Origin of the sequence: Pseudorhodobacter sp. W20_MBD10_FR17 (assembly GCF_052119765.1) — a bacterium.
GTDB lineage: Bacteria > Pseudomonadota > Alphaproteobacteria > Rhodobacterales > Rhodobacteraceae > Pseudorhodobacter.
Genome location: NZ_JBGQOQ010000011.1, coordinates 42,385 through 67,043, shown reverse-complemented (window position 1 = coordinate 67,043; position 24,659 = coordinate 42,385). Strand labels below are relative to the sequence as shown.

Here is a 24,659-nt window from a genome sequence, read left to right as displayed (position 1 = left end):
GTCCTTACGGGCGATGCCCGATGTCAATCAAACTTGCGGCTAGGCGCCAGAACCAGCGCTTCACCCTTTAGCACCACGGTATCGCCCACTGCGCAATGGGTTTCAAGGGTAACACGGCGGCGACCTATATCTATCGCGGTCACCTTTACCTCGGCATAGACGCAATCACCGGGGCGGACGGGAGCCATGAATTTCAGGCTTTGGCCCAGATAGACGGCACCGTGGCCGGGAAGTTGCTCACCGATGACTGCCGAAATGAGCCCCGCGGTCAGCATGCCATGGGCGATACGGCCTTCAAATATCGTGTCTTGTGCATAGGCATCGTCAAGATGCACAGGGTTTCGATCGGTCGAGACCTCGGCAAAGAGTTCGATATCGCGGTCGGTGACGGTTTTATAAAGATGGCGGGACATGCCGATTTCAATATCTTCGATGCAGATCGTTCCGCGTGGTTGATTATCAAACATGACCGAATCCCTATGTTATCCCGTTTAGGTATCACTGGGATGACATAGCAAATGCCGCAGCGCAGCGCAATCGGCTTGGTAATTTATTTCCGATTGCGGTGCTAATTTGGTAACAATATTGCGTGATGGTTTAGCGCAGGGTGCCCATCACATAGGTCGGATTGCGCTGTTCGGCGTCAAGCCACGCATCCAGCGCCTCGGCATCTAGCGCATCGGCGGGGCCAAATTGGCCTGCGCACAGCCCCTCGGTCAGGAACAAGCTGTCGAGGTTTTCTTGCATGCCGCCCAAAACATCGGTGTTAATTCCGTCGCCCACACAGAGGATGGCGCTGTCGTCCACCTCGCCCGCGATGGCCGCAAGACGGCGGCGCGCAAGATCATAGATTGGTGGGTGGGGCTTGCCGAAATAGAGTGCTTCGCCGCCCATTTCCTCATACAGCTGTGCCAAAGCGCCGGCACAGTAGATGCGTTTGTCACCATAATCAACCACAATATCGGGGTTCGCGCAGAGCATCTTCAGGCCGTTGGTTTTCGCAAGCAGGAACGCGGCGCGGTAATCGTCTGGCGTTTCGTCAAATTCGGAATTCGGGCCGGTGCAGATGACGCCGGTGGCCTGATCCAGCGGGACCAGTTCGATCGGGTTTTCGGCGGCCATTTTTGCCAAGGCTGGATCGGCAAATTCGCTAAAGAAAGGCTGATCTTTGGGCATGGGGCCGATGTGGTGGACCTTTTGACCAACCGCGCCGGACAGAAAGGCGTATTGCGTAGCATCGCCCGAGGTTATCACCTCATCATAGGCATCGCGCGGCACGCCGATCCGGTCAAGTTGCAGCAAAACACTGGGTTTTGGGCGCGGGGCGTTGGAGACAAGGATAACAATGCCGCCTTGGGCGCGAAACGCTTGCAGCGCCGCAACCGCCGCCGGAAACGGCTTTACGCCATCATGTACACATCCCCACAGATCGCAGAATAAGGCGCGGTAGTTGGGGGTGATTTCGGCAAAGCTGGTCAGAATATGGGGCATGTCGGGTCCAATTTTGGCGGGCAGGGGGGAGGCGGGAAAGTTGTGCCGCCGCCTCCCAGATGACTAGAGTTTCAGCGCGGGGATGATCTGCTTTTTGCGGCTCATCACGCCTGGCAGCACGACCGTATCGCCTGTGACGGTGACGCCGAACGACGCCTCGGCCATTTGTTTGACCAAATCGTTGGGGACCAGCAGCGTCGCCTCTTCCTTGATGATATCGACCACAAACAGCAGCACTTGGTCGGCGCCGTCCTCTTGCGCAACGCCGGTCATCGATGCCATCAGGCTGGCTTTGCGGTCCAGCACAACGGCGGGGGCTGTGGTTTCCAGCACGGAAACGCGCAGGTCTTTGCCCGCGACGGTGTATTCCTTACTATCCATACGCAACAGTTCCGCATCGGAAAACGCCGAGACATCGGATTTCGCAGCAAACAGCTCGGTCGCAAGATCGGGGATCGATACGCCCAGATCAGCCGCCAGTTTTTCGGCGACAGCGCGGTCATGCGGGGTGGTCGTGGGGCTGCGGAATTGCAGCGTGTCCGAGATGATGCATGACAGCATCGCGCCTTTAATGCTGCGCGGCGCACGTGACAGCGCATCGCCGATCAGGTCGTGCATAATGGTAGCGGTGCAGGCCAGCGGGCGGATGGTAATATCAATTGGCGCTTTAGTTTTAATCCCGCCCACCAGCAGGTGGTGGTCAATAATGCCGACGACATTCGCCTCATTGATTGAGGGCGGCAGCTCGGCCGGGTTATTGGTATCAACGATCCAGCAGGTATCAGAGGCCGACACATCTGCGATGATTTCGGGTTTCACGAGGTCCCAATGTTTCAGCACAAAGGCGGCTTCGGTATTGGGCTCGCCCAGCAGCACGGGCTTGGCAGGAATGCCGAGGATTTCGGTAAGATACCATGCCCAGATGATGGGAGATCCGGTGCTGTCGGTGTCGGGGGATTTGTGGCCGAATACGAGTGTGGTCATTGTGAAAAACCTATGTGCTGTTCGTTTTGCCGCTTTATAGGCGCGGGCGGCGGGTTTGTCACGCAGCAGGTACCGGTTAATTGGGCAGCGGTGTGATGGTGAACCCGCGCGCTTTTAGCAGTTCCAGAACGCCTGTTTCGCCCGACAAATGCAGCGCGCCAAACGCGGCAAAGGCAGGGCCGTTTTGCAGCGCCGCCTCAATATGCTCAATCCATGCAGCGTTGCGATCAGACATCAGCGCCTTTTCGGATTGTGCGAAATCGGCATCGGTCGAGGCTGGTGTGGCCCCCGGCAGAGTGTTGGCGATATAGCGCGAATATTCCCATATCAGGCGGCTTTCGCCGGCAAAGAATGCATCCGCGGTCGTGGTCAGAAAGTCTTCGGAGTTTTGTTCAACTTGCAGGGCGTTGCGGATCATCAGCAGCTGTTCCTCTTGGCTAAGGCCGTCAAACACACCAAGGGCGGTATCAAAAGGCTCTAGCGCCGCGACCGGAATGTCGCGTTCTGTCGCAGCAAGGATAAGGCGCTTATCAAGCCCGCCGCCTTTGGCCGCCATTTGCAAGGCACAGGGTGGGATCGCTAGCATCATCGACACAAACCAAGGCCGCAGCTTTTCGGCCAATGAGGAAGGGATACCGCGTTGCAGCAGGGCGGCAGTCAGGGCTTGCCAATCCTCATCCGACAGCGCCTCTTTCAGGCCAGAGCCTGCCGTATCCATCATCTCTGCGGGGTCAGAGGCCAGCTTTTGTTGCAGTGCGGCCTCTTCCTTTGGGCCAGCCTCAACCAGCAGGGTTTTTGATTGGGCGAGCAGGGGCAAAAGCTGGGCCATTACAGCGTCATGGCGCGGATCGTCGAGGTGAAACGTACCGGTAAGGTAAAGCACCTCGTCGCCGCGCGTCGCCTGCCACAGGTTTCCGGTGGCAAAGGGTTGGGCATGGGCAGCGGCCAGCAAGGCGCTTTGGTCGGCTGCGGGCAGCGCGGCAATCAGGTTCTCGCCAACACATTGGGCGCGGGCGGATGTGGCGCCAAAAAACAGCGAGAGGGCGAGGGCAATGCGGAGCATTTTAAGAGCCTTTTAGGGTAGGGTGTGGCGTGTGAGCCGGAACCTGCCATGCGCGGACGCGCTTTGCAAATGCCGTAAAATTTTAGCGTATGATGTGGTTGACAGGCTGAGGGACTGTGCCTAGGTAAGTGTCGTTAGCACTCGGGCAGACTGAGTGCTAATCGATATTAACCTGGAACCTTAAGGGAGTGTTCACAGATGGCATTTACACCGCTGCATGACCGAGTGTTGGTTCGCCGCATTGAAGGCGAAGACAAAACCAAGGGCGGCCTGATCATCCCCGACACCGCAAAAGAAAAGCCAGCCGAAGGCGAAATTATCGCAGTTGGCGCAGGCGCACGCAAGGATAGCGGCGAGTTGATCGCACCTTCCGTAAAAGTTGGTGATCGCGTGTTGTTCGGCAAATGGTCGGGCACAGAAGTTACGCTGGAAGGCAAAGAGCTTCTGATCATGAAAGAAAGCGACATCATGGGGACCATCGGCTGAGGCTGACGGTCGGCTGTGCGCTAAGGCGCACGCCACCTTGTGAGACGCTAATCAATTGAAATTCAAGACAAACTGGAGCAAGCAAAATGGCTGCTAAGGACGTCAAATTTGATACCGATGCCCGTGACCGTATGTTGCGCGGCGTTAACATCCTTGCCAACGCGGTAAAGGTAACTTTGGGCCCAAAAGGCCGTAACGTTGTGATCGACAAATCCTTTGGCGCACCGCGCATCACCAAAGACGGTGTAACGGTTGCCAAAGAAATCGAGCTTGCCGACAAGTTCGAAAACATGGGCGCGCAGATGGTTAAGGAAGTTGCTTCCCGGACCAATGACGAAGCTGGCGACGGCACCACGACTGCGACTGTGTTGGCACAAGCCATCATCATCGAAGGTCTGAAGTCGGTTGCGGCTGGCATGAACCCGATGGATCTGAAGCGCGGCATCGACTTGGCAACTGCCAAGGTTGTAGACGCGATCAAAGCGGCTGCACGCCCTGTTTCGGACAGCGCAGAAGTTGCGCAAGTTGGTACAATCTCGGCCAACGGCGAAGCTGAAATCGGCCGTCAGATTGCGGACGCGATGCAGAAAGTCGGCAACGAGGGTGTTATCACCGTCGAAGAAAACAAGGGTCTGGAAACAGAAACCGAAGTTGTCGAAGGCATGCAGTTCGACCGTGGTTACCTGTCGCCATACTTTGTCACCAACCCAGACAAGATGATTGTTGATCTGGAAGACGTGATGATCCTGTTGCACGAAAAGAAACTGTCTTCGTTGCAGCCAATGGTGCCTTTGCTGGAGCAAGTTATCCAGTCGCAAAAGCCTTTGCTGATCATTTCCGAAGATGTTGAAGGCGAAGCGCTTGCAACGCTTGTGGTGAACAAACTGCGCGGCGGCCTGAAAATCGCGGCTGTTAAAGCACCTGGCTTTGGCGATCGTCGTAAAGCCATGTTGCAAGACATCGCGATCTTGACCGGTGGTCAGGTTATCTCCGATGACCTCGGCATGAAGCTGGAAAACGTTGGCATGGACATGCTTGGCCGCGCCAAGAAAGTGACCATCACCAAAGACACCACCACCATCATTGATGGCGCTGGCGAAAAGGCCGAGATCGAGGCACGCGTTGCCCAGATCCGTACCCAGATCGAAGAAACCACATCCGATTACGACAAAGAAAAACTGCAAGAGCGCGTGGCCAAACTGGCTGGCGGTGTTGCTGTGATCCGCGTTGGCGGCATGTCGGAAATCGAAGTGAAAGAACGCAAAGACCGCGTTGATGATGCCTTGAACGCGACCCGTGCGGCCGTACAAGAAGGTATCGTTGTCGGTGGTGGTGTTGCTCTGGTTCAGGCTGGCAAAGTGTTGCTGGGCTTGGAAGGCGCAAACGCTGACCAAACCAACGGTATCAACATCGTTCGCAAAGCTCTGGAAGCACCACTGCGCCAGATCGCGCAAAACGCTGGTGTTGACGGCTCGGTCGTGGCTGGCAAAGTCCGCGAGTCCAACGATCCGAAGTTCGGCTATAACGCCCAAACCGACGAATATGGCGACATGTTCAAGTTTGGTGTTATCGATCCGGCCAAAGTGGTTCGGACTGCTCTGCAAGACGCAGCTTCGGTTGCTTCCCTGCTGATCACCACCGAAGCCATGATCGCTGACAAGCCTTCGAAAGACGGCAATGGCGGCGGCGGCATGCCAGACATGGGCGGTATGGGCGGTATGGGCGGCATGATGTAATTTCATGCTTTGCATGAAATGATCTGCCCCATCCGTGGGACAATTGGGAAAGGGCGCCTTTGCGGGTGCCCTTTTTCGTTTTTGGCCGCGGTACAAGTGTTTGTGAGGTCGGTTGCGGGGCCAGAGCTTTTAGGTATTTGTGCCAAGATGAAATGGGGCGGCTGTGCGGGATGCCCGGGCGGCGGTTGTAAAGAAAGAAAATGGAATGCGGCTATTTTGGGTAACGGCGCTGGCAATGGCAGCTTTTGCTGCAAATTCGGTTTTGAACCGGATGGCTGTTGCGCAGTTTGGCATGGACGCATTGGATTTTGCTGTGTTGCGGTTGCTGTTCGGGGCCCTGGCTTTGGCGCTTTTGGTGTTGGCGCGGGGCCGGGCGGTTTGGCCGGGTTGGGCGGGGCGGGCGCCGGGTGTGATTGGGTTGTTGTTGTATTTGGTCGGGTTTTCCTTGGCTTATGTGGATTTGGCCGCAGGGGTTGGCGCATTGGTCCTGTTCGGCATGGTGCAGGTAACCATGTTTTGCGGCGCCTGTATGGCCGGTGAGAGAGTGCCTGTCTTGCGCTGGTTGGGGGCCGCTTTGGCCTTTGCTGGATTGGTTTGGCTGGTGTCGCCTGCGGGGCAGGCGGTGGCTGTGCAGCCTGCGTTGTTGATGGCGGCAGCCGGTATTGGCTGGGGCGTTTATTCGCTGGCTGGCAGGGGAGCGCGCGACCCGTTGGCGGCGACCGCAGCAAACTTTTGCCTTGCGGTGCCGGTGATGCTTATCGTGGCGTTGTGGCGGTTGGATGTAGGCGCGCTGACGCTGGCTGGTGTGGCATTAGCGGCCCTTTCGGGGGCGGTCATGTCTGGGCTGGGCTATGCGCTTTGGTATGCGATTGTGCCGCGTTTGGGGGCGTCACGCGCGGGGGTGGCGCAGCTTTCGGTGCCTATCTTAGCGGCTATTGCGGGCGCCTTGCTTTTGGGCGAGCCGCTGACATGGCGCTTTGCTGTGGCGGCGTTTGTGGTGTTGGGCGGGGTTGGTTTGGCCAGTCTGAGCGGACGGCCTAGGTAGCTAGTTTTGGGGTTCAACGATCTGGGTGCCAAGCACAATCTTGACAGCCTCGCTTAGCGGCAGGTCGGGCGCAAAGGCTCCGTGGCGCAAGAACAGCGTGGTTTGGGTAATGACCAAAGGGTTTAGCATCATATAGGTATGCGTAACCGGCAGGGTGATGTGGGCGGTCATGCCGCCGAGTTCGGTGCTGGCTACCGACACTTTACCATCATCCGGACCGTCAATCAGCATTGACGCGGCGGGGTTCAGGCTGCGGTTGCCAGCGATGATGCCCAGCGGGTAATCAGGGCGCGGCAACTGGTTTGGCATTGACGTCGGGACCGTGCCCAATTGCGCACCAGCGGGGCCGTTTATCCATTGAAACAGTGAAAGATCGCCCAAGACATCAACCAGCTCGGACCCATGATTGGGCGGGGCCAGCATGACCACCCGCCCCATATTTTCGGGCCGGTACCGTGCAAGGTAGGCGCGGGTCAGTATGCCGCCCATCGAATGGGTCACAAAATGCGTGCGCGCCTTGCCACAGGCGGCCACGGCAGGGATGACGTTTTCTTCGACGAGTGTGATGATCGGCGATTGGGTCGAGGGGTAGCCCTGATTTATGACATGAAATCCTTGGGCCTTTAGAGAGGCCTCCATCGCCAAAAGCGAGTTTTCACTGCGCGCCAAGCCGTGCAGCAGCACAACACAGTCAGGGGTTTGGGCAAACGTCTGGGAGGGGAGGGCGATAAAGGCAAGCAGAGTGAGTGTTTTCATATAGGGCAAGGTAGGCATGACGGGGCCGATTGCAATGCTTGGCGCTGGACAATTCCGCAGCACGGTTGCAGGCTTAGTGTCATGAAACCACGTTCCCCTCGTTTGGCCGTTCGGGCGCTGATCTTGCAGCAAGATCGGTTGTTGCTGGTCAATGCCTATGGCGGCGGCGTTTCCGATTTATGGTGCGCGCCGGGCGGCGGGGTCGAGCTTGGGTCCAGTTTGCCAAATAATCTGATCCGTGAGGTTTATGAGGAAACCGGCCTGACCGTCGCGGTGGGCGCGCCCGTTTTGGTGAATGAGTTTCATGCGCCAGAGCAGGGGTTTCATCAAGTGGATGTGTATTTTCGCTGTGACATCATTGCAGGCGCGTTGGATGTAGCATGGCGTGACCCCGAAGGCATTGTAACCGAGCGCCGTTTTTTCAGCAGGGATGAGATGGAGTGTATTCGTTTTAAGCCCGATAGTCTGGCGCGGTCAGCTTGGGGGAACGAGATAATCTATGATCCGCTCGAGTTGTTGGTGAAATAGGTTTATGTTGGAAAATATCTCTATTTCACCCGATTTGGGCGGGATGACAGCAGCGCAATGTTCGATTTATTTAAGGATGACGCCGACTATGTGCTGCTGTTGGGCCCCATAGCGCGTGGGGCTATGCGTTTTGACAGCGCGAAGGCTTTCTAACCGGAAAAAATATTCGATCCTGCGCTAGGCGACATTACAGCACCGGCGCTTTTATTTGGCGCCTGTGCTGTAGGGGTTAAGTAATGCCGCGTGTGATGCGGTTGACATGGCCCATCTTGCGGCCCGGCCGCGCCTCGGGCTTGCCATAGAGGTGAAGGGCTGCATTTTTTTCGGCCAAGATCGCAGGCACGCGGTCCATATCATCGCCGATCAGATTTTCCATAGTCACGTCGGCAAAGCGCGACCCATCGCCCAAAGGCAGGCCCGCCACGGCGCGAATATGCTGCTCAAACTGATCGACAGCGCACCCGTTTTGCGTCCAATGACCCGAGTTATGGACGCGCGGCGCGATTTCATTCACGATTAAACCGGCAGGGGTGACGAACAATTCGACCCCCATCACGCCGACATACTCCAGCGCGTTCAAAATGCGGGCAGCAAGCAAAACGGCATCCGTGCGCTGGCTTGGCGTCAGTTTGGCGGGCACAGTTGTGCTGTGCAAAATGCCGCTGTGATGCACGTTTTCACCCGGATCATAGGCCGAAACCGAGCCGTCCAGACTGCGGGCAGCAATCACTGACACTTCATGCGAAAAGTCGATAAACCCTTCCAGCACCGCATCGGCACCGTTCATCGCGGCCAAAGCATCGGCGGCATTACTTGCCGCCATAATCCGCGCTTGGCCTTTGCCATCATAGCCCAAACGGGTGGTTTTCAAAATCGCAGGGCAGCCGATTTTGGCAATGGCGGCATCCAGTTCGGCAACCGTCCGCACCGCGGCATAAGGCGCCACAGTCAGGCCAAGGCTAGTGAGAAAATCTTTCTCGGCAATGCGGTCTTGGCTGATCGCCAAAGCCTGCCTGCCGGGGCGAATGGGCCGCAGTGATTCAAGCAAATCAAGCGCCGAGGTGGGGATGTTTTCAAACTCATAAGTGATAACATCAACAGCACCCGCAAAAGCCGTCAGCGCGGCCGCATCATCATAGCTGGCCGTGGTAACCGAATGGGCAACATCGGCAGCAGGCGGGTTTGCCCCCGGCTCAAATATATGGGTTCTATAACCCAGCCGCGCCGCAGCAACCGAAAGCATACGGCCCAGCTGACCGCCGCCAAGAATGCCGATTGTGGAGCCCAGTGCCAAAATGTCAGTCATCACTTGGCTCCTCAGGGATCGAGGCCGACAGTGCCTCACGCCACGCATCAAGGCGCTGCGCCAAAGCTGGATCGTTTAGTGCAAGAATGCCCGCCGCCATCAGCGCCGCATTCGCAGCGCCCGCCGACCCGATTGCCATCGTTGCCACAGGAAATCCGCGCGGCATTTGCAAAATGGAATACAGGCTATCAACACCCGAAAGCGCGCGGGTTTGAACCGGCACACCAACAACCGGAACACGGGTTTTTGACGCCATCATCCCGGGCAAATGCGCGGCCCCACCAGCACCGGCAATAATCACCTTCAATCCGCGATCCACGGCCGATTTTCCATAGGCCCATAACCTGTCAGGCGTTCTATGGGCTGAAACGATTTTGGCCTCATAACCTATGCCAAGCTCATCCAAAAGCGTCGCCGCCTCTTTCATGGTTGGCCAATCCGATTGGCTTCCCATGATGATCCCTACTTCGATAGCCATAAAGCCATTTCCTTATGCTGGCCCTCAGAAAGCGGGCACTATAACTGCGGCAGGTTTAGGGGCAAGGTGGAATGGCACCAAAACACGAAACCTATGTACCTTATCCTGCCGCACCAACGGCTTTCTGTTCGGTGAAAATATCCTCAGGGGGGAATTGGCCGCAAGGCCAAGGGGGGCGCGAGCGCCCCCCACTTTTTCGCAAAAAACCTTAGGCGATAATATCGGGAATAAGCTCATCCTCAATCTTCACAATACGCTCTTTCAGGCTAAGCTTTTGCTTTTTCAGCCGCCGCAGCATTAATTGATCAGGGTTGATATAGGCTTCAACCGCAACAATCGCCTCATCCAGATCGCGGTGTTCGCGCTGCAAGACGGCAAGCCGAATACGCAGCATTTCGTCGTGTTTTAGTTCGTTCGAGGCATTCATATATATGTGATCACTGAGTCGTTCATTCCATTTGAACCGCAGTATAGCGAAGAAGTTTAAGAAATGTACGAAAACTGTCAGCCGCGCGATAGACTGTGCCACTTGCAGCCATGCGTTTTGCACCCCATATTCAATTCATAAGGGCGCCCGTCACATGGGGCCCGCAACTCCGAACTGTCGCTTTGAAAAGGACATGTCGATGACAAAATTAAGCTTTGGGGCGCACCCCCATCTTTTGGGCTTTGAACAGCTGGAACGGCTGGTCGAACGCACAGCAAAAACCGCCGCCGAGGGATACCCCCCGTTCAATATTGAGGCGGTGTCGGAAAATGACTATCGCATTACTCTGGCCGTTGCCGGTTTTTGCGAAGATGATCTCGGCATCACGGTTGAAAACCGCCAGTTGGTGGTGCGGGGCCGACAAGCCGAGGATGACACCCAGCGCCTGTTCCTGCACCGCGGTATCGCGGCACGGGCTTTTCAGCGGTCTTTCGTTTTGGCTGAAGGGGTTGAGGTCGCGCGCGCAGGGCTTGAACATGGCCTGCTGCATATCGAATTGCGCCGCGCGACGCCAGATGTCGTTGTGCAAACCATTCCAATTGACCGCCGTTAAGGAGTAAAACCTATGGAAACGCCTTTTGACAAAATGACGAAACCCGCAGACCGGATCGTTTATGTGCGCTCAGTTGACGTGGCCGACCTGCCGTTTGAGTTACAAGAACAAGCCGAAGGCCTGACGCGGATTTTTGCAGTGCATCGTGGTAATGGTGAGCGTTTGGCCTTGGTTGCCGACAAGCGCATGGCGTTTGCTTTGGCACGGGAGCACGACTTTGCGCCGGTCAGCGTGCATTAACGCCTTTCGGAAAGACAACAAGCCATATCGTGTCGCCTTTCGCGTGCGCCCGAATGGCGAATGGCAGCAAAACAAAAGTCTCCGTTTCCCGACCCGCTAAAAGGGCGGTGTGACGGGGCCACCTTGGTGCAATTTTTTGCGGAGCACGCGATTATACATATCAATCTTTGCGGATGTGTTTCATCCTTCCCTTTCGAAATAGGGAGGAAAAAACGATGAAACTGCTCGCAACATTTGCACTTGCCGCACTCTTGCCATTCGCAGCACTTGCCGAAGGCGTCGCACATCATCTCGCCATTCATGTCGATGAAAATGATCCGGCGGTGATGAATATGGCGTTGAATAACGCGCAAAACGTTAACAGTTATTACGAGTCCATCGGTGACATGGTCGAGATTGAGCTGGTCGCCTATGGGCCGGGGTTGAACATGTTTGTCGTGGGCAAATCGCCTGTGGCGGATCGGCTGTCTGCGATGTCGCTTGAAATGCCAAAGATCAAGTTTTCGGCCTGTGGCAACACCCTTGCGGCGATGACGAAAAAAGCGGGGGCAGACGTGCCCTTGGTGTCCGAGGCGGTGGTTGTGCCTTCGGGTGTAGTGCGGCTGATTGAGCTGCAGGAACAAGGCTTTGCCTATGTGCGCCCGTAATTGGCGCAAAGGATGAACCTTGGGCGGCCGGGAGCGTTTTGCCCCCGGCCGTTTTTCATTACTCTTGTTCGGCCAAGAACCGTTCGGCATCAAGGGCGGCCATGCACCCCATTCCGGCCGAGGTGACAGCTTGGCGATAAACGTGGTCTGTCAAATCGCCCGCAGCAAACACGCCGGGAATAGAGGTCAGCGTGCTGCCCGCCTTTACCTTAACGTAGCCGCCATTATGCAATTCAAGCTGATCCTTAACCAATTCCGAGGCCGGAGCGTGGCCGATGGCAACAAAGAAGCCAGCACAAGGCACGTCTGTAATCTCGCCCGTTTCAACGTTTTTGGCGCGCACTGCGGTCACACCCAAAGGCGATGTGTCGCCCAGAACTTCTTCAACCGAATGGTTCCAAAGCATTTCAACTTTGGGGTTTTTGAACAAACGATCCTGCATAATCTTTTCGGCACGAAGGCTGTCGCGGCGGTGGATCAATGTGACTTTGGTGGCGAAATTGGTCAAAAATAGCGCTTCTTCAACAGCCGTATTGCCGCCGCCAATGACGACAACCTCTTTGCCACGGTAAAAGAAACCGTCGCAGGTCGCACAAGCCGAAACACCAAAGCCTTTGAACTTTTCTTCCGATGGCAGGCCTAGCCATTTGGCCTGCGCGCCAGTCGCCAAAATCACGGCATCGGCGGTATATGTGGTGCCACTGTCGGCCTGCGCGGTAAACGGGCGCTTGGACAGATCAAGGTTGGCGATGTAATCTGAAATCACCTCGGCCCCCATCGCGCGTGCATGCTCTTCCATCCGCACCATCAGGTCGGGGCCTTGGACATGGCTGTCACCGGGCCAGTTTTCAACCTCGGTCGTGATGGTCAGTTGGCCGCCGGGCTGCAGGCCTTGGACCAAAATCGGGTTGGTCATTGCACGGGCCGCATAAACGGCGGCGGTATAGCCTGCAGGCCCGGAACCGATGATCAGAATTTTGCTGTGACGTGTCTCGGCCATGATGCCCCCAAAGAAATGTTGCTTACTCCATATAGGCGCTGTGGGCTGGGGCGAAAACCCCTCAAACCGCCGCAGGCCTTCGTCGCCTTATGACAATTTGTTGCGCAACGTTGAAACATTATTGCGCAAAGCTGTTGGAAAACATAAGGTCCGCCAATAAATGCTGTAGTACAAAAGGAATGGAACGTTATGGCTGGCTCGAAATTGGATCCTATCGACCGCCAGATCCTCGCGGAATTGCAAGCCGATGGCCGGATGACCAATGTGGAATTGGCAAAACGCGTCGGTATTTCGGCGCCGCCCTGTTTGCGCCGCGTGCGCACGCTAGAGGAGGCGGGTTATATTAAAGGCTATCACGCCGATATTGATGCGCGCGAAATGGGGTTCGAGGTGCAGGTTTTCGCCATGGTGCGCCTGCACAGCCAAGCTGAGGGCGACCTCTCGGCGTTTGAGGGCCGGTGCCGTGCGTGGCCCTTGGTGCGTGAATGTCATATGCTGAATGGTGAGATCGATTTTATTCTAAAATGCGTGGCGCCCGATCTTTCGACGTTTCAAAGCTTTTTGACGGGCGATTTATTGAAGGCCGAAAACGTGGCTAGCGTTAAGACCAGCCTTGTGATCCGTGGCGCGAAGGATGAGCCGGGCGTGCCGTTTGAGGTTTTGGAAGAACGGCTAAACCGGAACGCCTAAGGGTTTCGGTTTTTCACTGAAATATCTGACGCGGCGGTTTCTCGGCACGATCTTTAAAACAAAAGAAGCGGCCCCGTCGCGATATGCCAGAGGAGCATATCAGGGCCGCCCTTTTTGAAACCTGGCCGTTGTGACGGAAAGAGTGCCTTAGGCCCGATCACCCTTTGGTCTTATCATACTTGCCGCCCGAACCTCCGAATGGTGCGATAACCTATCGCGCCACTTGAGGGAAAATGGCTGAAATGAGGCGGCGTGTCAAAGTTTATTCTCAATTAATTTAGTTTGGCGCAACAATGCCCGTGTACGGCGTGGTTTGTTTTAAAAGTATATAATAATATAATTGAAATTGGCTAAAAATAGTGCACTAGCACCTTATCCGTGATTCGGAATTTAGTTAAAAAGCGTGGCTTAGTCCTGCAGCAGCCAAGTGTTTGCTCAAGTTCCACAAACCTTATTGAGTTGCTACTGTCGCGCGTTCTGCCGAAGGTGCGGGGGGCGCTGATTTAAGCGAAATTGGTTTGCGCCGGTTGCCACGTTGAAACGGCAGAGCGGGCATTTGCTCTTGGCTCGTGGCGATAATGGATTTTAGCCAGCGGCGTTGTTTCATGATCTACTCCTGCATTGTCGGTTTGTGTGACCAAATATGCCGGAGCAATGGGGCGCAGATTTGGCGGCGCATTCAGTTTTCAAAGAATTCTGTCGCGTGGCGGTGGCAGATTGTGGCGGCGTTGTAACTATTCGGTTTCGCCATGAAACAAAGGGGATTTGTCTGTTTTTACCAAGATTTTTAACAGCTTTGGGGCCGAAGTGCGGCGAAATCAGCCACGCTTTGGCCCCAATCGGCTTGTGATTTAAAGCCGGATAACCGAGATCAGGCGACCATAGTCAGCCTCATTCAAATGGGTGGTGCGTCGATAGGAAAAGAACCGCTCGGCGTCTGAATAGGTGCAATGGCGTGTCCATTCCGCATGGCCCACACCTGCGGCGCGCAGCTTTGTCAGGCCAAAAGCGGGCAAATCAAACAAAACTCGGTCGCCCTTGCCACCGGCGAAAAAGCGAGCGTTTTCAGGGGTGTCGTCGATAAAGCTTTCCATGAATTCGGGGCCAACCTCATAGGCGGCTTGCGAAATGCACGGGCCAATGACGGCGGTGATGTTGGCGCGGGTGGCACCCAGGGCCTCCATTGCATCCAGCGTGGATTCTAGCACGCCATCTTTGACGCCACGCCAGCCCGCATGGGCCGCGCCAATCACGCCCGCGATGGGGTCTGCAAACAACACGGGTTGGCAGTCGGCGGTCAGAATTCCCAGCGCGATGCCCGGCGTGGCTGTCACCATTGCATCGGCGCGCGGGCGGATGATCAGAGGGCCTGTCAGGGTGACGACATCGGGGGAATGAACCTGATGCACGGTTTGCAAATGATCGGTGGTCACATCCATCGCGGCAGCCACGCGGGCGCGGTTAATATCAACTGCCTCGGACAGGTCGGTGCTGCCGGGCCCGCAGTTCAGGCCCTGAAAAATACCCGAGGATGCCCCACCTTTACGGGTGAAAAAACCGTGGCGAAGCGGTTGTAAGGCGTCAGCGGTGATAATTTCAAGCATTTTGGTCAAATCCCGCAGGTGCTGGGTGATGGGGGGCGTAAAGGGCCAGCGCTTTGAACAAGCTTCCCATTTCTTCGGCGCGGGTCAAGCGTTGTGTAGCGCTGAGGTGATTTTCCAATGCGGCACCCGTCAGATTGCGCGATAATAATTCAGCCCGCGCACCGATGCCCAAACGGGCCAGCAGCGCGCCTTGATCTGTCAGGCCAGTGGCCGTGGCTGGGCTTGCGGCCTGCGCTATGGCCTCAAAATCGACATGGGCGGTTAGGTCGGCGTGGCCGGGCTGCGCAAACGGGTCGGCAAAGGCGTGGTTTCGCATGGCTTGCAGCGTATCGCCATTAGAGCGCCAGTTGCCATAATCAATAATCACCGCAGCCCCGCCATGCCTTGCGATTTGGCCCCCGATACGGGCCATGATTGGGGTCGCGTCAGGGCGGGTCTCGACCACTTGGCCGGGCTTTGTATCCTCAAGGCGGTGGGCTAGCTCGGGCTGCAAAACGGGTGCAGCATAGCCTTTGACCAGCTGATTTTGCGCCACGCCGATAATCGTTTCGCACCAGCCGCCCGCGTGGCGGGTGAATTGCTGGATCGGCAGCGCGTCAAAAAACTCATTCGCGATCAGGAACAGCGGGGCGTCATTTTGCACCGCGTCAATACTGTCGGACCATGTGACCGGATAGCTGGCAAGCGCTTGTTTTTGCAAAGCACGCAGGCTGGGCGAGGCCTCGACCAGATGCAAGGTCGCCGCCGCATGAAAGCCCGGAACCTTGCGGGTGGCGCGCAGCAGGTCAGCCATAAGCGTGCCTCGGCCGGGGCCAAGCTCGGCCAGAATAAACCGGTCGGGCGCACCTTGGTCTACCCATGCTTGGGCCAAACACAGGCCCAACAACTCGCCAAACATCTGGCTGATTTCGGGCGAGGTGATAAAGTCGCCTGCACGGCCCAGCGGGTCGCGGGTGGTGTAATAGCCATAGTCGGGGTGCAGCAGGCACGTCGCCATATACGCGGCCAGCGTGATCGGCCCGTCGGCGGCGATCTGCGCCTTTAACAGGGTTTCCAAATCGGTCTCAGGCTTTGTCACGACGCGCCCACCAAATCAGCACCAGCCCGACAATAATCATTGGCAGCGACAGGGTTTGACCCATCGTCAGCCCGTAGCCGCCAAGATGAAAGGCAAGGCCAAGCGGGTTGCCGATCGATTGAAACTGCGCGTCGGGTTGGCGGAAAAATTCAACAAAAAACCGCGCCGCACCGTAACCGGCAAAGAATAGGCCCATCACTTGGCCGGGATGGCGCAGCCAATTGCGGCGGTACACCAGCCACAGCAAAGCCCCCCCCAGAAGCAGCCCCTCTAATCCCGCCTCATAAATCTGGCTGGGATGGCGGGCGCAAACCCCCACCACATCGGGGCAATATTGCGCGGCATCGCCGGGAAAGGCCACGGCCCATGGCATGTCGGTCGGGCGGCCCCATAGCTCGGCGTTGATGAAATTGGCGATGCGTCCCAGCAGCAGGCCGGGCGGGGCGGCAATTGCAAGCAGGTCGGCGGCAGGCAAAAGCGGAATCCTTTCTGACCGGAAAAACAGGTATGACGCCACAACCACACCCATAAAGCCGCCATGAAACGACATGCCACCTTGCCAAACCATTAGCACCTCAAGCGGGTGCGACAGGTAATAACCGGGCTGGTAAAACAGCACGAACCCCAACCGGCCACCCAAAATTACCCCGATGATCACCCATGTCAGCAGGCGCTCTACCTGCTCGGCCGTCATAGGCGCGCTGCCCGCCCACAGCCGCGGCGTGGCGATGGCATGTAGAACCAGCCGCCAGCCGATCATCATCCCCGCAATATAGGCTAGCGCATACCAGCGCAGAGCAAAGGTCAGACCGCCAAAACTGATCGAAAACAGCTCGGGCGAGATATTGGGAAAGGGGATGTAGCCGTGCATGGCGCGGTCCTTATGCGAGGCAGTTGGTGGGGGTTTTCGGGTGCTGTTGGCGCGATGTCAACCAATTCGCCGCAGCCGCTTGCCCCTGCGGCGATGGATCGCCATATATGGGGTAACCGTTTTCACAACCACCGGCACCTTTAGGAGGCCCCGATGCAGACCCGCAACAAATTTTTCGATGATATGTCGCAACTGATGACCAATGCGATGGGCGTGGCCCAAGGCGCCAAAACCGAGGCAGAAACCGCGATGAGCAGCATGGTCGACCGTTGGATGGCCAGCCGTGATTTCGTCACGCGTGAGGAATTTGACGCCGTCCGCGCGATGGCGCAAAAAGCGCGTGAGGAAAACGAGGCGCTGTCGGCACGTTTGGCCGCATTGGAAGCCAAGTAATAAGCATGGCGTCGTTTGTTATTGGTTGTGATGGCGGCGGCACGGGCTGCCGCATCGCCATTGCCGATGCTAGGGGCCGCGTTTTGGCGCAAGCCACGGGTGGCCCCGCAAATGTGACCTCTGATTTTAACTTCGCTATTGCCAGCGTGCGTGCGGCGCTGTCGCAAGCGGCCGCAAATATGGGGCTTTGCCTGCCCGACCTAATGGGCGGTGTGGCGCATTTTGGCCTTGCGGGGGTGCAATCGGCAAAAGATGCCGCCCGCGTGGCTGCCGAATTTCCCTTTGCAAAGATCACTGTGACCGAAGACCATGTAATCGCGGTTGAGGGTGCTTTGGGCAGTGCCGATGGGGTTTTGCTCGCCTTGGGGACAGGCACGATTATTGCAGGCCGTCGCGGCGGGCGGTCCTTGCGAATTGGCGGCTGGGGCTTGCAGCTGTCGGATGACGCATCGGGCGCGTGGCTGGGGCGATCGTTGCTACAGCGGGTTTTGTTGGCGCATGACGGGATGGAGCCGTTTTCGCCACTAACCGAGGCTTGTTTTGCACGTTTCCACCATGATCCGCGCGGTTTAGTCGCCTTTGCCGCCACGGCGCGGCCTGCCGATTACGCAGGCTTTGCGCCTGATGTTGTAGCGGCGGCACAGGCAGGAGATGCCGTGGGGGGGGCGCTGATGCAGCACGGCGCGGATTATTTGGCGCGCGCGCTGGCGGTTATGGGCTTTGCTGCGCCCGACGTGCTGTGCCTGTCGGGCGGAGTTGGTCCGCATTACGCGCCGTTCTTGCCCAAACATGTGCAACGCGCGATTGTTGCGCCAAAGGGCCAAGGCGTTGATGGCGCGGTGCGGCTTGCGCAGGGGCATGCACGGGCGCTTGCTCGGGGTTTGGCGTGATTTGGCAAATGTTTCTGACCAAAATGCTGAGTTGCGGTTGACTCGGGCACCAAAATCATAGCCCTTGTAAACTGGTATGGTACCGCATCGGCGGGCTGATTTCGGGGAGGGTTAACATGGGCAGACTTTCAGGCAAACGGGCGTTTGTGACAGCCGCAGGGCAAGGGATTGGCCGCGCAGTAGCGATTGCGATGGCGCGCGAAGGCGCAGAGGTGATTGCGACCGACATCAACCCCGATACCTTGGCCACGCTGGCCGCCGAAGGGGTACAGACGCATCTGTTTGACGTGCGCGACCCGGCAGCAGTGACGGCGATGGCGGAACGAGTAGGCGCGATTGACGTGCTGTTCAACTGCGCAGGATTTGTGGCCCACGGCACGATTTTGGATTGCGATGAGGACCAATGGGCCTTTAGCGTCGATCTGAACATGACCGCGATGTACCGTGTGACGCGCGCGTTTTTGCCTGCAATGCTGGCGAATGGCGGCGGGTCGATTGTGAATATGTCGTCGGTGGCGTCTTCCATTATCGCCGCTCCAAACCGGTTTGTGTATGGCACGACCAAGGCCGCCGTGATCGGGATGACCAAGGCGATAGCCGCCGATTTCATCACCCAAGGCATCCGCTGCAATGCGATTTGCCCGGGCACGATTGACAGCCCGTCGCTGGAACAACGTATGCGGGATTTGGGTAACGGCGACTATGCCGCAGGCCGTGCAATGTTTATGGCCCGCCAGCCGATGGGTAAGCTGGGCACCCCCGAAGAGATTGCGAATTTGGTTGTCTATCTGGCATCAGATGACAGCAGCCTGACCACCGGCACCGCCCAAGTTATTGATGGCGGCTGGTCGAACGTTTAACCGAAAGGAACCACTATGAAACTGTTGCGTCACGGCCCGTTGGGGCAGGAAAAACCGGGCATTCTGGCGTCGGATGGTACGATCCGCGACCTGTCGGCCCATGTGGCTGATATCGGCGGCGGCGCGCTGACCGATGCGGCTTTGGCGAGTTTGGCCAAGATTGATGCTTTGTCGTTGCCAGTGGTCGATGCGGCAACACGGCTGGGGGCCTGCGTTGCTGGCACTGGCAAATTCATCTGTATAGGTCTGAACTATGCCGACCATGCCGCCGAAAGCGGTATGGCTGTGCCGCCCGAGCCGGTGATCTTTATGAAAGCCACAAGCGCGATTTGCGGCCCGAATGATCCCGTAATTATCCCGCGTGGTTCGGAAAAGACTGATTGGGAGGTTGAGCTGGGTGTGATTATCGGCACCAAGTGTAAATATGTGACCGAGGCCGATGCGATGAACTATGTCGCAGGCTATTGCGTGTCAAACGATGTGTCCGAGCGGGCGTTTCAGACCGAGCGCGCAGGGCAGTGGACCAAGGGCAAATCGTGCGACAATTTTGGCCAGATCGGCCCGTATTTGGTGACGCGGGATGAGGTTGCAGACCCGCAAAACCTCAGCATGTGGCTGACCGTGAATGGCAAGAAAATGCAGAACGGCTCCTCAAAAACCATGGTTTACGGGGTCGCGCATGTGGTGGCCTATCTCAGCCAGTTTATGACGCTGCATCCGGGTGATGTGATTTCAACTGGCACTCCTCCGGGTGTTGGGATGGGTATGAAGCCGCCGCAATATTTGAAAGCTGGCGATGTGATCGAGCTGTCGATTGAGGGCTTGGGCCAGCAGCGGCAGGATGTGATCGCAGATCCGGCCTAAGGGGTTGGGAAGGGTCGTTTTGAACGGCTAAAAACAGGGGCGGCGGCGAAGGGGAAACTTTTGCCGCCGCTTTTTTAATGCCGTTGGGTCGCGTGATGATGCAGCTTAGGGAGCGGTGTTTCACAAGTGCTGTCGCCGCAAACCGTTAGGTTTGCGGCCGGGCCCAACATTGAGGCGACGCGCATGCGTCAACGAATGGCGGGAGAGGCCCTTAGCCGCGTTTGCGGCGCAGAGAACCGGTGAAATCAGACATGGCAAAGGCACCGATGGCGGAACCAAAGCCGAAATAGCTGATCGCGCCCGAGGCGATGAGCATCAACAGCGCGCCATAGCGCCAGCCGGGGGTATGCAAGGCCGGATCTAGCAGCACAGACATGCCGAACAGCGTGGCACCCATCAGCAGGGCGGCAGCAATGATACGCGGGGTGCGGCGGCGCAGGCGGGCGTCAAATTGTGCAGCCTGACCCATTTTGCGCGCTCCGTTCCACAGTTGCAGCGCCATGACCCAGCCGGACAGCGTGGTGGCCCATGCAGCGGCAGCAAAGCCGATAATCGGCAACAGCCCCACTGCAATCGCAAGGTTAACGATCATCGACATCACCGCAAAATAGAACGGTCGGCGGCTGTCTTCGCGGGCGTAGTAGAGGGGTTGCAGCACTTTTTGCAGAACGAATGCGGGCAGGCCGATGCCGTAAATGGCCAGCGCCAATGCGGTTGGGTTGGTGTCTGACACATCAAATGCGCCGCGCTCAAACAGAACTGAAATCAGGGGATTGGCGATAACCACCAGCGCCACCGCCGAGGGAATCGTCAATGCCAGTGCAAATTCGGTGCCGCGGTTGTAACTGTTTTGGCCACCAGCCTCATCCCCCGCGCGCAGGCGGCGTGACAGGTCGGGCAGCAAAACGGTGCCGATGGCAATGCCGACAACGCCCAACGGCAGTTGGTACAGCCGGTCGGCATAGCTAAGCCACGCCACCGCGCCTTCGGTGAACGACGCGACTTGCCGACCCACCAGCAGGTTTATCTGCACCACGCCGCCGGCCAGTACGGCGGGCGCTGCGATGTAGGCAAGGCGTTTCAATTCGGGGGTTACACGGGGCCAGCGGGGCGTCAGGGCAAAGCCTGCTTTGCGCGCCCAGAACCATGCAAAGGCAAACTGTGCCACGCCCGTGACTGGCACAGTCCATGCCAGCGTGATGCCCATATCCCAGCCCATATACCCCGCGATAAGCATCGCCGCGATAAAGATCAGGTTCAGCAGGACCGGCACAAACGAGGCTTCGGTAAAGTGGCCAAGCGTGGTTAGCACCCCCGAGAGCAGTGCGACAAGCGAGATGAACAGGATATAGACAAAGCTGATGCGCCCGTATTCCACCGCCAGATCAAACCGCGCATCGCCGACAAAGCCCGACGCCATCGCCCAGACCAGTGCGGGCATCGCGATGGTGCCGATGATGGTGAATACAATCAATATCGCGCCCAAGGCCGAAAACGCATCGCGGGCAAAGCCGTGCGGATCGTCGCCCGCCTCTAGCTTTTTGGCAAACAGGGGCACAAAGGCCATGTTAAACGCGCCCTCGGCGAAAAAGCGGCGAAACATGTTGGGCAGGGAGAACGCGATCAAAAACGCCTCGGCCATGGGGCCGGTGCCCAGATAGGCCGCCATCATCACATCGCGGATAAAGCCCACCCCACGGCTGGCCAGCGTCCAGCCCCCCACGGTGAGGAAGCCGGAAACCAATTTGATTGGCGTCATGTTTTTGCCCTCTCGACACCATCAATGATGGCTTGGCGTAGTTTGCGTTCCAACGCCTCTTGTTTGCCCGTGGTGTGCAGTTTCAGGCCAAACATGTCTTTGACATAAAAGCTGTCGACCACTTGCGCGCCAAAGGTCGCGATCACAGCAGAGGCAATATAGATGTTATTGGCCGCCAGCGTGCGCGTCAGATCGTAGAGAAGGCCAGGGCGGTCGCGGGTATCGACCTCGATAATCGTATAGATTTCAGAGCCTTCGTTATCAAAGGTGATATGGGTCGGAAAGCGGAACTCGCGTTCGCGCTTTTTCACCTTGTCGCGGTCTTTTAGCGCATCGCGGGCGACAACTTCGCCTTTCAGCGTTTTCTCGATCATGCTGCGCAGGCGGGGCAGGCGGGCAGCCTCATACGGGTGGCCCTCACTGTCTTGTAGCCAGAAAACGGCGGTGGCCCAGCCATCTTTGGACGTGTAGGTGCGGGCATCGACCACGTTCGCGCCGACCAGTGCCAAGGCACCGGCAAGGCGCGAGAAAATACCGGGGTGATCAGCCAGCGCAAAGGCGGCGCGGGTGGCATCACGGTCGGCATCGGGGTGCAGGTCGATGCGGATCTCATCAGGGGTGATGTTTTGCAGCATCGTGGCAAAGACGGCTTGGGTCTCGGTCGGCAGCCCTTGCCAATAGGCGGGGTAGTGGCGGCTCAGTTCGGCGCGGATAGCTTTGGCATCCCATGCAGACAGCTTTTCGCGCAGCAGTTTTTTGGCGGCATCGGCGCGGTTTTCGCGGTTCAGGGTTTCCAGCCCGCTTTCCAGCGCGGTGGTGGTATCACGGTACAGCTGGCGCAGCAGCATCGCCTTCCAGTTGTTCCATGTTCCCGGCCCAACGCCGCGAATATCGCATACCGTCAGCACGCACAGCAGATCAAGCCGCTTGCGGGTTTTCACCAGCTTGGCAAAGTCGCGCACGGTACGCGGGTCGGACAGATCACGCTTTTGCGCGACATCTGACATGAGCAGGTGATAACGCACCAGCCATTCTACGGTTTCACATTCCTCGGCGTTCAGGCCAAGGCGGGGGGCGACTTTGCGGGCGATTTGCGCGCCAAGGATCGAGTGGTCTTCGGGGCGGCCTTTGCCGATGTCATGCAACAGCAGGGCGGTGTAGATGACCTTGCGGTTGACGCCTTCTTTTAGGATGTTTGACGACAGCGGCAGCTCTTCGATCAACTCGCCCCGTTCAATCTGCGCGAGGGTGGAAATGGTTTGTATCGTATGCTCATCCACAGTGTAGTGGTGATAGACGTTGAACTGCATCATCGCCACGATCGGCTCAAACTCGGGGATAATGGCCGACAGCACGCCAAGCTCGTTCATCCGGCGCAGGCTGCGTTCGGGGTTGCCGTGCTTTAGCAACAGATCGTGAAAGATGCGCAGGGTTTCGCGGTTGGTGCGCAGATCTTCGTCAATCAGGTGCAGGTTGGCGGTGATCGCGCGCATGGCAACGGGGTGGATCAAATAGCCGGTGCGCAGCGCCTCCTCAAAGATGCGGATAAGGTTCAGCGGATCGGCTTTGAAATCACCGCCGGTGCCAAAAACGATGCGGCCTTGTTCCAGCGCAAAGCCGTATTTCAGCTTTTTGCGGCGGCGGAACAGGCCGATCAGCGCGGGTTCGGATTTGGCGTGGCGCGCCTCAAGTTGGGTCAAAAAGATGCGCGTCAGCTCGCCCACGCGGGTGGCGTGGCGAAAGTAGTCTTGCATGAAATATTCAACGGCGCGGCGGCCTGTGGTATCGGTATAGCCCATGCGGGCCGCGACTTCGACTTGCAGGTCAAAGGTCAGCTGGTCCATCGCCCGGTTGGTGATGTAGTGCAAATGACAGCGCACATCCCAGAGGAAATTTTCGGCGGTGGCAAAGATGTCATATTCATCTTGGGTCAGCAGCCCTGCTTGCACCAGCCCCGAGGCGGTGCGAACTTCGTGCAGGTACTTGCCGATCCAATACAGGGTTTGCAGATCGCGAAGGCCGCCTTTGCCCTCTTTGACATTGGGTTCCAGAACATAGCGCTGGCCGCCTTGGCGTTTGTGACGCTCGGCTCGTTCGATCAGTTTGGCCTCAATAAACTCGGGACCGGTTTTGCGAAACAGCTCGGACCACAGCTTGGTGCGCAGATCTTGGGCCAGTGGCTCTTCGCCAGCCAGAAAGCGGCGTTCCAGCAGGGCGGTGCGGATGGTAATATCTTCGCGTGCAAGGCGGATACAATCGCGCACGGTGCGGGTGGAATGGCCGACCTTGAGTTTCAAATCCCACAGCATATAGAGCATGGATTCGATGACCGATTCCGCCCAAGGGGTTACCTTGTACGGGGTCAGAAACAGCAGGTCGACATCTGAATGCGGTGCCATTTCGGCGCGGCCATAGCCACCCACAGCGACAACGGCGATGCGCTCGGATTCGGTGGGGTTGGGCAAAGGGTGCAGATATGTGGTGGCCACCTGCAATGCTGTGCTGACGATCCGGTCGGTCAGCCAAGCATTCGCGCGGATAAGGCCGCGGGCCTCGCGCGGGTTTTGCAAGAACGCCTGTTCAAGCCGCGCGTTGGCGGCTGTGCGGGCCTCGGCCATGTGCTGCACGGCAATGGCGCGGGCCTCGCGCCCGGCGCTTTGTTCGGCATTGGTGATGTCGGCCCCAATGCGATCAAACAGGGCTTGGGGATCAACGATCTGATCGGGCGGCAGGATCAGGTCATCAAAGCCAAGATCGGGCAAGCTGGGAAAGGGGATACCCGCCGAAGGTCCGGCGGGTATGGCTTGGGCCGCTTTTGTGCGGGGCATAGGATGTATCCGTCTAAGTGGT

The 24,659-nt window shown here is 57.5% G+C and carries 27 protein-coding genes; 12 read left to right on the top strand and 15 right to left on the bottom strand.

What is annotated here, in order from left to right; genetic code table 11:
• Positions 1–23 precede the first annotated feature (23 nt).
• The 4 genes from ACEN2J_RS09660 to ACEN2J_RS09645 all read right to left on the bottom strand — a co-directional run bounded on the left by ACEN2J_RS09660 (position 24) and on the right by ACEN2J_RS09645 (position 3,538).
• Entirely contained in the window at positions 24–467 is a 444-nt protein-coding gene (locus ACEN2J_RS09660) for a MaoC family dehydratase (RefSeq protein WP_442105356.1), read from the bottom strand.
• Positions 468–597: 130 nt separating this feature from the next.
• Positions 598–1,491 (bottom strand): TIGR01459 family HAD-type hydrolase, encoded by an 894-nt coding sequence (locus ACEN2J_RS09655; protein ID WP_442105354.1) that lies wholly within the window; start codon positions 1,489–1,491, stop codon positions 598–600.
• 63 nt (positions 1,492–1,554) lie between these two features.
• Entirely contained in the window at positions 1,555–2,475 is a 921-nt protein-coding gene (locus tag ACEN2J_RS09650) for a manganese-dependent inorganic pyrophosphatase (RefSeq protein ID WP_442105352.1), read from the bottom strand.
• 76 nt (positions 2,476–2,551) lie between these two features.
• A complete protein-coding gene (locus tag ACEN2J_RS09645; protein ID WP_442105350.1) occupies positions 2,552–3,538 on the bottom strand; it encodes a TraB/GumN family protein in 987 nt (328 codons plus the stop codon).
• A 198-nt stretch (positions 3,539–3,736) separates the two neighbouring features.
• Here ACEN2J_RS09645 and ACEN2J_RS09640 point away from each other — a divergent pair, with 198 nt between their 5' ends.
• The 3 genes from ACEN2J_RS09640 (at position 3,737) to ACEN2J_RS09630 (ending at position 6,805) form a co-directional block, all read left to right on the top strand.
• Complete coding sequence (locus ACEN2J_RS09640) at positions 3,737–4,024, top strand: co-chaperone GroES (RefSeq protein WP_442105348.1); 288 nt, start codon at positions 3,737–3,739, stop codon at positions 4,022–4,024.
• An 86-nt stretch (positions 4,025–4,110) separates the two neighbouring features.
• Complete coding sequence (groL, locus tag ACEN2J_RS09635) at positions 4,111–5,760, top strand: chaperonin GroEL (protein ID WP_442105346.1); 1,650 nt, start codon at positions 4,111–4,113, stop codon at positions 5,758–5,760.
• Positions 5,761–5,965: 205 nt separating this feature from the next.
• Positions 5,966–6,805: a DMT family transporter gene (locus ACEN2J_RS09630; protein ID WP_442105344.1), complete on the top strand. Its 840-nt coding sequence runs from the start codon at positions 5,966–5,968 to the stop codon at positions 6,803–6,805.
• On the opposite strand, the gene ACEN2J_RS09625 is transcribed toward ACEN2J_RS09630, so the two are convergent.
• A complete protein-coding gene (locus tag ACEN2J_RS09625; RefSeq protein WP_442105343.1) occupies positions 6,806–7,579 on the bottom strand; it encodes an esterase/lipase family protein in 774 nt (257 codons plus the stop codon).
• 63 nt (positions 7,580–7,642) lie between these two features.
• Here ACEN2J_RS09625 and ACEN2J_RS09620 point away from each other — a divergent pair, with 63 nt between their 5' ends.
• Entirely contained in the window at positions 7,643–8,089 is a 447-nt protein-coding gene (locus ACEN2J_RS09620) for an NUDIX domain-containing protein (protein WP_442105341.1), read from the top strand.
• Positions 8,090–8,318: 229 nt separating this feature from the next.
• Here ACEN2J_RS09620 and ACEN2J_RS09615 read toward each other — a convergent pair whose 3' ends face one another.
• The 3 genes from ACEN2J_RS09615 to ACEN2J_RS09605 all read right to left on the bottom strand — a co-directional run bounded on the left by ACEN2J_RS09615 (position 8,319) and on the right by ACEN2J_RS09605 (position 10,300).
• Positions 8,319–9,395, bottom strand: a complete 1,077-nt coding sequence (locus ACEN2J_RS09615) for a 5-(carboxyamino)imidazole ribonucleotide synthase (protein ID WP_442105339.1) — start codon at positions 9,393–9,395, stop codon at positions 8,319–8,321.
• The gene (purE, locus tag ACEN2J_RS09610) at positions 9,388–9,873 is read right to left on the bottom strand and encodes a 5-(carboxyamino)imidazole ribonucleotide mutase (RefSeq protein WP_442105338.1); all 486 of its coding nucleotides are present in this window, start codon (positions 9,871–9,873) and stop codon (positions 9,388–9,390) included. Before purE ends, ACEN2J_RS09615 begins: the two co-directional genes overlap by 8 nt.
• 208 nt (positions 9,874–10,081) lie before the next feature.
• A complete protein-coding gene (locus ACEN2J_RS09605; protein ID WP_442105336.1) occupies positions 10,082–10,300 on the bottom strand; it encodes a YdcH family protein in 219 nt (72 codons plus the stop codon).
• Positions 10,301–10,499: 199 nt separating this feature from the next.
• On the opposite strand from ACEN2J_RS09605, the gene ACEN2J_RS09600 reads away from it, so the two are divergent.
• From ACEN2J_RS09600 to ACEN2J_RS09590, 3 genes are all read left to right on the top strand, one after another.
• On the top strand, positions 10,500–10,913 hold the full coding sequence (locus ACEN2J_RS09600; RefSeq protein WP_442105335.1) for an Hsp20 family protein: 414 nt from the start codon (positions 10,500–10,502) through the stop codon (positions 10,911–10,913).
• Positions 10,914–10,925: 12 nt separating this feature from the next.
• A complete protein-coding gene (locus ACEN2J_RS09595) occupies positions 10,926–11,153 on the top strand; it encodes a DUF1150 family protein (RefSeq protein ID WP_442105333.1) in 228 nt (75 codons plus the stop codon).
• Positions 11,154–11,368: 215 nt separating this feature from the next.
• Positions 11,369–11,800, top strand: a complete 432-nt coding sequence (locus ACEN2J_RS09590) for a DsrE family protein (RefSeq protein WP_442105332.1) — start codon at positions 11,369–11,371, stop codon at positions 11,798–11,800.
• Positions 11,801–11,858: 58 nt separating this feature from the next.
• Here the strand turns inward: ACEN2J_RS09590 and trxB are convergent, their stop codons facing one another.
• On the bottom strand, positions 11,859–12,800 hold the full coding sequence (gene trxB / locus ACEN2J_RS09585; protein ID WP_442105331.1) for a thioredoxin-disulfide reductase: 942 nt from the start codon (positions 12,798–12,800) through the stop codon (positions 11,859–11,861).
• Between the two features lie 189 nt (positions 12,801–12,989).
• Between trxB and ACEN2J_RS09580 the strand changes: the two genes are divergently transcribed.
• Positions 12,990–13,490: an Lrp/AsnC family transcriptional regulator gene (locus tag ACEN2J_RS09580; RefSeq protein WP_442105330.1), complete on the top strand. Its 501-nt coding sequence runs from the start codon at positions 12,990–12,992 to the stop codon at positions 13,488–13,490.
• 451 nt (positions 13,491–13,941) lie between these two features.
• On the opposite strand, the gene ACEN2J_RS09575 is transcribed toward ACEN2J_RS09580, so the two are convergent.
• From ACEN2J_RS09575 to lgt, 4 genes are all read right to left on the bottom strand, one after another.
• On the bottom strand, positions 13,942–14,097 hold the full coding sequence (locus ACEN2J_RS09575; protein WP_442105328.1) for a hypothetical protein: 156 nt from the start codon (positions 14,095–14,097) through the stop codon (positions 13,942–13,944).
• Positions 14,098–14,341: 244 nt separating this feature from the next.
• Positions 14,342–15,094, bottom strand: coding sequence for a peptidoglycan editing factor PgeF (pgeF, locus tag ACEN2J_RS09570; RefSeq protein WP_442105327.1), 753 nt, complete (start codon positions 15,092–15,094; stop codon positions 14,342–14,344).
• A complete protein-coding gene (locus tag ACEN2J_RS09565) occupies positions 15,087–16,172 on the bottom strand; it encodes a class I SAM-dependent methyltransferase (RefSeq protein WP_442105325.1) in 1,086 nt (361 codons plus the stop codon). Before ACEN2J_RS09565 ends, pgeF begins: the two co-directional genes overlap by 8 nt.
• Positions 16,159–17,043 carry a prolipoprotein diacylglyceryl transferase gene (gene lgt / locus ACEN2J_RS09560; protein WP_442105323.1) on the bottom strand — a complete coding sequence of 295 codons (885 nt, stop codon included), beginning with the start codon at positions 17,041–17,043 and terminating at the stop codon, positions 16,159–16,161. The genes ACEN2J_RS09565 and lgt overlap by 14 nt, the downstream gene beginning before the upstream one ends.
• A gap of 153 nt (positions 17,044–17,196) precedes the next feature.
• On the opposite strand from lgt, the gene ACEN2J_RS09555 reads away from it, so the two are divergent.
• The 4 genes from ACEN2J_RS09555 to ACEN2J_RS09540 all read left to right on the top strand — a co-directional run bounded on the left by ACEN2J_RS09555 (position 17,197) and on the right by ACEN2J_RS09540 (position 20,050).
• Complete coding sequence (locus ACEN2J_RS09555) at positions 17,197–17,436, top strand: accessory factor UbiK family protein (RefSeq protein WP_442105321.1); 240 nt, start codon at positions 17,197–17,199, stop codon at positions 17,434–17,436.
• Positions 17,437–17,441: 5 nt separating this feature from the next.
• Positions 17,442–18,326, top strand: coding sequence for a BadF/BadG/BcrA/BcrD ATPase family protein (locus ACEN2J_RS09550; protein ID WP_442105319.1), 885 nt, complete (start codon positions 17,442–17,444; stop codon positions 18,324–18,326).
• Between the two features lie 116 nt (positions 18,327–18,442).
• Positions 18,443–19,186, top strand: a complete 744-nt coding sequence (locus ACEN2J_RS09545; protein WP_442105317.1) for an SDR family oxidoreductase — start codon at positions 18,443–18,445, stop codon at positions 19,184–19,186.
• 15 nt (positions 19,187–19,201) lie between these two features.
• Entirely contained in the window at positions 19,202–20,050 is an 849-nt protein-coding gene (locus ACEN2J_RS09540) for a fumarylacetoacetate hydrolase family protein (protein ID WP_442105316.1), read from the top strand.
• Between the two features lie 211 nt (positions 20,051–20,261).
• Here the strand turns inward: ACEN2J_RS09540 and murJ are convergent, their stop codons facing one another.
• Together murJ and ACEN2J_RS09530 are read right to left on the bottom strand one after the other, a co-directional pair.
• A complete protein-coding gene (murJ, locus tag ACEN2J_RS09535) occupies positions 20,262–21,809 on the bottom strand; it encodes a murein biosynthesis integral membrane protein MurJ (protein WP_442105314.1) in 1,548 nt (515 codons plus the stop codon).
• Entirely contained in the window at positions 21,806–24,637 is a 2,832-nt protein-coding gene (locus ACEN2J_RS09530) for a [protein-PII] uridylyltransferase (protein WP_442105312.1), read from the bottom strand. The genes murJ and ACEN2J_RS09530 overlap by 4 nt, the downstream gene beginning before the upstream one ends.
• Between the last annotated feature and the right edge of the window lie 22 nt (positions 24,638–24,659).